Source organism: Wolbachia endosymbiont of Drosophila bocki, assembly GCF_028982005.1.
In the GTDB taxonomy this organism is placed as follows: Bacteria; Pseudomonadota; Alphaproteobacteria; order Rickettsiales; family Anaplasmataceae; genus Wolbachia; species Wolbachia pipientis.
Genome location: NZ_JAPQLG010000070.1, coordinates 1 through 7,924, shown reverse-complemented (window position 1 = coordinate 7,924; position 7,924 = coordinate 1). Strand labels below are relative to the sequence as shown.

Sequence of the window (7,924 nt, the reverse complement as noted above, 5' to 3'; positions counted from 1 at the left end):
CTTCCAGACTCTTTTCATATGGAGAAAAATCAATGCTTGCAATGTTGTTGTAGGGGTAGGTATGACGGTTTGTGGCGGCATGACGATAAGGTTTATACCTTGTCATCCCAGTGCTTGACACTGGGATGACAGCTAGCCTGACAATCGTCATCCCGCTACGTGTTAGCGGGATCTATGCTAAGAGATGCCAAAGACCTTCATGAAACTTTGCCCATTTGGCTTCTCTAAAGATTTCGTTTACAGAATCTAGTAACTCAGCTATGCAGAATAAAAAAAGTTTGTATGGTATACAAATAGTGTGTTTTTTTTATAATTATTTTCTATAATACATAAACCTTTGGTCCAAGCTGTAAATGCCACCATAGGCATTAAAAGTTAATTAACAAACTGCAATGTATAATGAAATAAAGACACTTGCAAGATTTTGATCTTGCAAATCATAAACTTATCATAAAGTTTAATAGTGTCTGTTACTGCTTTTAGGTGTGAGGCTAGAGGGTTATTAGCAGTAACAGACACTATTAAACTTATTATAGAATTTACTTAAAGCAAATACTTAATTTAAAATATTATAATATTTTTACTTACAATAGATTTATGTAAATGCTTTTTTCCTCAAATTAGTATTGTACTATTATACTTGTTGAATGCTAAAAAATTATTAACCATCACTAATCTCTATTTGCATAGTAAGTTTATATATACTATTATACAGTATATCACTTAGTTTTATAGCAAACAAACAAAAGATATGGTGGAGTTATTTGCACTATTGATAATATTTTACTCAAATATATCTGTTGCCTCTGCTCCTACTTCCTGGCAATTTGGATTTCCTGCTCCTGCAACTGAAGTAATGGAGGCTGTAGTTAGGTCACATTCGTTTGTGATGCTTGTGATGGTTACAATAATGCTTTTTGTGTGGGCGCTGCTTGCTTATATAGCGTTTCGCTTTCGTAAAAGCAAAGTAACAAACATAAGTAAAACTGCCCATAGTGTTCCTTTAGAAATTATTTGGTTTGTTATACCAACTATCATTGTTGGAATATTAGCCTTTGAAAACGCTAAATTACTGAAGCTACAGGAAGAAATACCGAAAGCTGACATAACACTAAAAGTTATTGGCCATCAATGGTATTGGAGCTACCAATATCCAGAATATCAAGGTGTGTCATTTGATAGTTATATTAAGGGAAAAGAAGACTTTATCGAAGGAGATTTAAAGCTATTCTCTGTTAATAACAACATCATTTTACCCGTTAATGCTAACGTTCGTTTACAAGTTACAGCAGGAGATGTGATACACAGCTGGGGAGTACCGGCTTTTGGTGTAAAAATTGATGCGATACCAGGTAGGCTGAATGAGGCGTGGTTTAATATCAAAAAGCCTGGTGTTTATTACGGGCAGTGCTACGAATTGTGTGGTCAAGGCCATGGATTTATGCCAATTGTTGTTGAAGCAGTAAGCAAAGAAGATTTTAATAAGTGGATTGAAAATAGAAAATTAGTGAGTTAAATTTGGAGTATAGATATGAGTGATGTACCAAAGGGCATAAAGCGTTGGTTGTTTTCCACTAATCATAAAGACATAGGGACACTGTACATTATTTTTTCCATATTAGCTGGGGTTATTGGTGGATTATTATCGGTGATTATTCGCACTCAGCTAATGCACATTAATATACTTAACAATAATTATCAATTATATAACGTAATGGTTACAGGGCATGCGTTGATAATGGTGTTTTTTATGATAATGCCAGCCTTAATGGGAGGATTTGGTAATTGGTTTGTACCTCTCATGATTGGCGCACCAGATATGGCATTTCCTCGTATGAATAATTTAAGTTTTTGGTTATTAGTGTCATCTTTTATTTTGCTCATTCTCTCAGTGTTTATTGGTGAAGGTCCAGGTACAGGTTGGACTTTATATCCACCTTTATCACAGGTAATGTCCCATCCAAGTGCAGGAGTTGACCTTGCTATACTTGCACTTCATGTTGCTGGTATGTCGTCAATTGTTGGGGCGATCAACTTTATAGTTACTATATTTAACATGCGCGCAAAAGGCATGTCATTAACTAAGATGCCACTGTTTGTTTGGTCTGTCTTGCTAACAGCATTTATGTTGATTGTTGCTTTACCAGTGCTTGCCGGTGCTATAACTATGCTTCTTACTGATCGCAATATTGGCACTTCCTTTTTTGATCCTGCCGGTGGTGGCGATCCTGTGTTATTTCAACATCTATTTTGGTTTTTTGGTCATCCAGAAGTTTACGTAATTATTTTTCCTGCATTTGGCATCATAAGTCAGGTTGTATCAACTTTTTCTCACAGACCTGTATTTGGTTACATAGGGATGGTTTATGCAATGATAGGTATAGCAGTATTTGGCTTTATGGTTTGGGCTCATCATATGTTCACTGTTGGGCTTAGTGCTGACGCTGCTGCATTTTTTAGCACTACCACAATTTTTATCGGTGTTATAACTGGTGTAAAAGTCTTTAGCTGGATTGCAACTATGTGGGGTGGAGCAATTGAGTTTAAGACCCCTATGCTATTTGCGCTAGGTTTTATTTTTATGTTTGTTGGCGGTGGCATAACGGGAATAATTCTTTCTCATGGTGGAATAGATAAGCTCCTGCACGACACCTATTATGTTGTTGCTCACTTCCATTATGTCATGTCACTTGCTGCATTATTTGGAGCTTTTGCTGGCTTTTATTATTGGATTGGTAAAATGTCGGGTAAACAATATAATGAGCGCTTAGGTCAAATCCACTTTTGGCTTACTTTTATTAGCACCAATATCACTTTTTTACCTCAACATTTCTTAGGATTAGCTGGTATGCCAAGGCGTATACCTGATTATCCTGATGCGTTTATCCCTTGGAATTATATATCCTCAATTGGTTCGTATATGTCCTTTGTTTCAGTTATGTTTTTTGTGTTTATAGTTATACATCTCTTTAAATGGGGCAAGAAAGCTGGAGATAATCCTTGGGGAGGTGACACCTTGGAATGGACGGTATCTTCACCACCGCCTTTTCATACTTTCGAAAAACCACCAGTGGTAAAATAGAATGTACACAAGTGTTTTGCTAAATGTTGAATCGACAATACTGGATTTTTGGCGTTTGCTGAAGCCAAGGATAATGTATCTTGTGGTATTTACTGCAGTTGCTGGTATGGTTACTGCACCAGGTAGTATGCACCCTTTTCTAGCACTAATATCTCTTATATGTGTTGCTCTTGGCTCAGGATCTGCAGGTGCTATAAATATGTGGTATGACAAAGACATAGATCTGCTCATGGAAAGGACAAAAAACCGCCCTATACCTTCAGGTAGAGTTTCTGCAGAAAGCGCGCTTGAATTTGGTATAACTCTTGGAATATTGTCAGTATTTATCATGGCAATAGCAGTAAATTATATTTCTGCTGCTTTGCTTGCAGTTAGCATATTATTTTACGTTTTCGTATATACAATTTGGCTAAAAAGGCGTACTCCGCAGAATATCGTTGTCGGTGGTGCAGCAGGTGCTTTTCCTCCAATGATTGGCTGGGCAGCTGTAACTAATTCTGTCAGTTGGGAAAGTTTCATTTTATTTTTAGTAATTTTTATGTGGACTCCGCCACACTTTTGGGCCCTATCTTTAAATAAGTCTGAAGACTATGCGAAGGCATCGATTCCAATGTTCAATATTGTTTATGGTCCGGAAAAAACAAGAAAATATATATTAATTTATAGTGTCTTGCTGGTGCTAACTAGCTTGCTTCCAGCTCTATTCTTGAAAAAGGCTTTACTTTATCTAAGCATGGCAATTTTTGCAGGTTGCATCTTTATTTGGTACGCTATATCAATTCTCAGATTCAAGAACCACAACTCACAGAAACAAATGTTTTCTTACTCAATTTCTTATCTATTTTCCCTATTTGCCAGTATTATTTTTTGTTCTATTGATTTATTTTAGTTATGAAAGAACGGCAGAAACATAAAAACTATTTTTTCCTTTTCCTTTTGGTAATGCTCGTTGTCACACTTTTTTTTGTTTCTATAATAAAATTTAAAGGTGCAGCTTAAACTACCTTTAGAAATTGTGCTTTCATAAAAGCAACTATATACTTTGTTAACCGATATAAACAAAGATGAGTAAAAAAGAAGTGACAATATATACGGATGGGGCGTGTTCTGGTAATCCTGGAGCGGGAGGATGGGCAGCTATCATATTATTTCAAGATTACAGAAAAGACATTTATGGTAGAGAAGAAAATACCACAAACAATAAAATGGAGTTAACAGCGGTGATCAATGGGCTGAAAGTATTGAAATTTTCTTGTAATATTAATTTATATATGGATAGTCTTTATGTTAAACATGGCATAACAGAGTGGATAAATAAGTGGAAAATGAATGGCTGGAAAACAAGTAATAAAAAATCAGTAAAAAATATGGAATTGTGGAAAGAGCTAGACAACGTTGCTTCACAGCACGAAATTAATTGGAAGTGGGTTAAAGCACACAGTGGCGATAAGTATAATGAGGAGGCTGATAGTTTAGCAAGAAAAGCAATAATCGATGCTTAAAAAAATCACTATATCACTTTCCATAGTTCTATTGTTTGTATTCTGCTTATTTGTCTTTTTTAAGGGTGAGAGTCCTTTAGAAATCAATATTAATTATATTGATTTTTATGTTAAACATAAAATATCAAAGATATTTGTTGGCTCAAGCGTTAATATGGAGAATACCTCAGTTGTTTGGCAGAAAGGTAGTAAAGATCCGTATTTAGTCATTACAGATTTGGCAATAGCAAATCCTAATTTTACTATAAAAGTTCCTGGGCTTTTTGTACATTTTAAGTTAAGTTCCTTATTTAAAGCTAGCACAAATCTCTCTCAGGTTTCAGCTGATAATGTGCATGTATATATCAAGAGAGAAGAAACTAATGTTAATCCGCAAAACTCATTAGACCTTTTGGATAATCATTATTTAAGTAATAACCGCCTTCCTTCGGTGTCATTCCAGCGCGTGACGCTGGAATCTAGAAAAAAAGAAACCTGGATCCCAGTGTCAAGCACTGGGATGACAGGAAAAAAAGATACTGGGATGACAGGGAAGAATTTCAAGATGACAGAAAGCAGTGCAAAAAATCTATTAAAAACAATAAGGGAATTTTTTTTTGACTTAAATGCGGATTCAAAAATTGAATTTACTAACATCGCTATTGATAAAAGCACAGAAGATGAATTTTTTATTGATAAATTATATATAGGGAAGGGGGAAGATTTTAATGTTTTAGATATTCATGTGAATACAAAAGATGGAAAGGGATTTTTGGATGATTTATCAATTACGATAAAAAATCGCAACAATTTGCTAAATGTGTACGGGACATTTTATGATCTAAAATTGGGACTATTGAGCAAGTTTTCTACATTAGTTAAAAGCTACAATTTGGACAAAAATATAGGATTCAAAGGAAGCTTCTCAGTGAAAATTAATAAAAAGGATGAAATTGTAGATGGAAATATATACGTATTAAATACAGAAAATTATTTGAACAAAAATTTGGCCTTAACTAATGTAAATATAAATTTAACATATAGTAATGGAATTATTAGTGTAAAAAACTTCCATTTTAAGTTAAATGACACGTATCTCTCTTTAATAGGCAAAATGAACTTTAGTACAAGTCATGCTTTGCTTAGAATTAATATTAGTAAGTTTGCTGCAAAGGATTTATGTACCTATATACCAGATAGTGTAGTAAATAGTAAATTTAAAAGCTGGTATTGTGATAATATCGAAGGGGATGTTTTAAATACCATTGTAAGTTTCAATGGCAAAATTAACAATTTGGTTGATGACGATCTGTCAGACATTGTAATTGTTGCTGATATAGAAAACGGTAGCGTAAAATTTGATGAAGATTTTGAGCAAGTAAAGGAATTAAAGGGTGATTTGATCATCAAGAATAACGATCTTGAAATTACTGTAAATAGCGCTAAGTTTCAGAATTTCACTGTTAATGGTGGTGATATTGCAATGAAATCTCTCAATAAGGAAAATTCAGTTCTAACCATTAATGGCCAAGCTGTAAGTGATGCTTATGGTTTATATGAGCCTATAAAATTTAAGCTGGATGATGTGGTGAAGGTTGAAAGGGATAAAGTAAGTGGAATGGCAAAATCCGTATTTAATTTTCGCATTTTTAATCTAAATGCTGATGACAAAAAAGTAGATTTTTCGGCCAATTTTCATTCCGAAATTGACAATTTGGCCGTCTATAATGCAAGTCTTGGTAAATATGATGTTAAGCTTAGTTTTGGCAGTGACTTTATAGATTTAAATGGTAGTGGTATGGTGAATAAAACACAGCTATTATTTGACCTGAAAAGTAGCAATAGGAATGAAAGTTTCGCCTGGAATTTGACCGGAGATTTACCTGCTCAAATATTTAATTTTGATAGTGGCTATGTCAGTGCAAATTTAGAGTCAGTGATAAATCAAGATAAGACGGGGTATGTTAATGGTGATATAGATTTATCAGAATTTGAATCACATTCAAGCTACTTAGGGTGGAAAAATCGCTTTGAAGATCACAATAAAATTTTGTTTTCTACAAGGTTAAAAGGAGCAGGTGAATTGTTAGTAGATAAATTAGACATTGTAGGAAATGATCTAGATATAAAATTCAGCGGAAGAGTAGAAAATGGAAATTTATATTTAAATTCTAGTAGCTTTAAATTGCCTGATAATGATTTTAGTATAGAAATTGAATCAGGTAAGGAGAAAAATGCCATAACTATTTATGGTGAGGAAATTAACTTAAGTGATATTTTAGGCTTGCTTGGCAAAAACAGTAATGGATTAAATAAAGATATAGAGATTAGTATGAATGTTGACAATGTAATTATGAAAGAAGGCATCGTTATCAAAAATGCTAAGCTGAATGTAACCTGTACTAAAGGTAATTGCAATGGAAGTCAATTTACAGGGCAGTTTCTGGAAGATAGCAGCAACATACTAGCAGAATACAGTGGAATAGGGCTCGAAATATATGCGGATAATTCAGGTATGCTTTTGCGTTCCTTAGGCATTAGTAAATCAATTAAAAACGGCAAATTGTCTTTTTATCTCTCTCCTCAGAGAGAAAGTGGAGAACATTATGGTACGTTATCCATTAGCAATTTCTACATCAAAGATGCTCCACTACTTACTACTTTATTGTCGATGTCTTCATTGCCTGGCATTGTAAATGCCATAAAAAATGAAGGTGTATACTTTTACAAATGTAATGCACCTTTTTCATACAAAGATGGCACTATTGAAATTGAAGAATCTTGGCTTGAAGGGGCGGAGTTAGGTATTAGCACTGGTGGTAAGCTCGATATTAGAAATTATAAATTCCAGGTTGCAGGGCAAGTAATACCAGCATATTCAATTAATAAATCTTTGTTAAAAATTCCTATAATTGGAAAACTTCTTACTGGTGGGAAAAGTAGGGGAATCGTTTCAATAGACTATAAAGCAAGTGGTGATGACAAAAACAATAACGTATCTGTTGATCTTATCTCTTCGCTAACTCCAAACCTATTAAAGAGGTTATTGGGAGTGTTTGATCACATTATGACAAAAACTAATAAGGCTATTGTCAGCAATTAAAGTGGTATGAAAAAAAATTTGGTTCGATATGACCAAAAGGGAAATTATTTAACAAAATTATAGACAAAAATGCAAGAATTTCAGAATGATCCACCTAATTTTTCATCTAATTATTTAAGTAATGCCACTCCCTTTAGCCTCTCTATATTTGCTGAACAACTAAAAAGGGTAGGGGGGTGGTTGTAAATTGTATCTGTTCAGCAGAGTGGCAAAATAAGGTAGACGAGAAAAGACAACTATAGGAACAAATGGGTGTCA

General features: G+C 34.1%; 5 protein-coding genes. All 5 read left to right on the top strand.

From position 1 onward, the window contains the following. Positions 1-751 precede the first annotated feature (751 nt). The 5 genes from coxB (at position 752) to OZD61_RS01370 (ending at position 7,666) form a co-directional block, all read left to right on the top strand. Positions 752-1,516 (top strand): cytochrome c oxidase subunit II, encoded by a 765-nt coding sequence (coxB, locus tag OZD61_RS01390; protein ID WP_274979577.1) that lies wholly within the window; start codon positions 752-754, stop codon positions 1,514-1,516. A gap of 15 nt (positions 1,517-1,531) precedes the next feature. Next, positions 1,532-3,082, top strand: a complete 1,551-nt coding sequence (gene ctaD, locus OZD61_RS01385; RefSeq protein WP_274979576.1) for a cytochrome c oxidase subunit I — start codon at positions 1,532-1,534, stop codon at positions 3,080-3,082. 1 nt (position 3,083) lies between these two features. Continuing rightward, positions 3,084-3,971, top strand: coding sequence for a heme o synthase (locus OZD61_RS01380; protein WP_274979575.1), 888 nt, complete (start codon positions 3,084-3,086; stop codon positions 3,969-3,971). Positions 3,972-4,146: 175 nt separating this feature from the next. Further along, positions 4,147-4,584 (top strand): ribonuclease HI, encoded by a 438-nt coding sequence (gene rnhA / locus OZD61_RS01375; RefSeq protein ID WP_274979574.1) that lies wholly within the window; start codon positions 4,147-4,149, stop codon positions 4,582-4,584. Continuing rightward, positions 4,577-7,666, top strand: coding sequence for a YhdP family protein (locus tag OZD61_RS01370; RefSeq protein ID WP_274979573.1), 3,090 nt, complete (start codon positions 4,577-4,579; stop codon positions 7,664-7,666). Before rnhA ends, OZD61_RS01370 begins: the two co-directional genes overlap by 8 nt. Positions 7,667-7,924 lie beyond the last annotated feature (258 nt).

What these genes read in the sequence shown, in the direction of transcription:
- rnhA (WP_274979574.1), top strand. Translation starts at nt 4,147, where the DNA reads ATGAGTAAAAAAGAAGTGACAATATATACGGATGGGGCGTGTTCTGGT.
- coxB (WP_274979577.1), top strand. Translation starts at nt 752, where the DNA reads ATGGTGGAGTTATTTGCACTATTGATAATATTTTACTCAAATATATCT.
- ctaD (WP_274979576.1), top strand. Translation starts at nt 1,532, where the DNA reads ATGAGTGATGTACCAAAGGGCATAAAGCGTTGGTTGTTTTCCACTAAT.
- OZD61_RS01380 (WP_274979575.1), top strand. Translation starts at nt 3,084, where the DNA reads ATGTACACAAGTGTTTTGCTAAATGTTGAATCGACAATACTGGATTTT.
- OZD61_RS01370 (WP_274979573.1), top strand. Translation starts at nt 4,577, where the DNA reads ATGCTTAAAAAAATCACTATATCACTTTCCATAGTTCTATTGTTTGTA.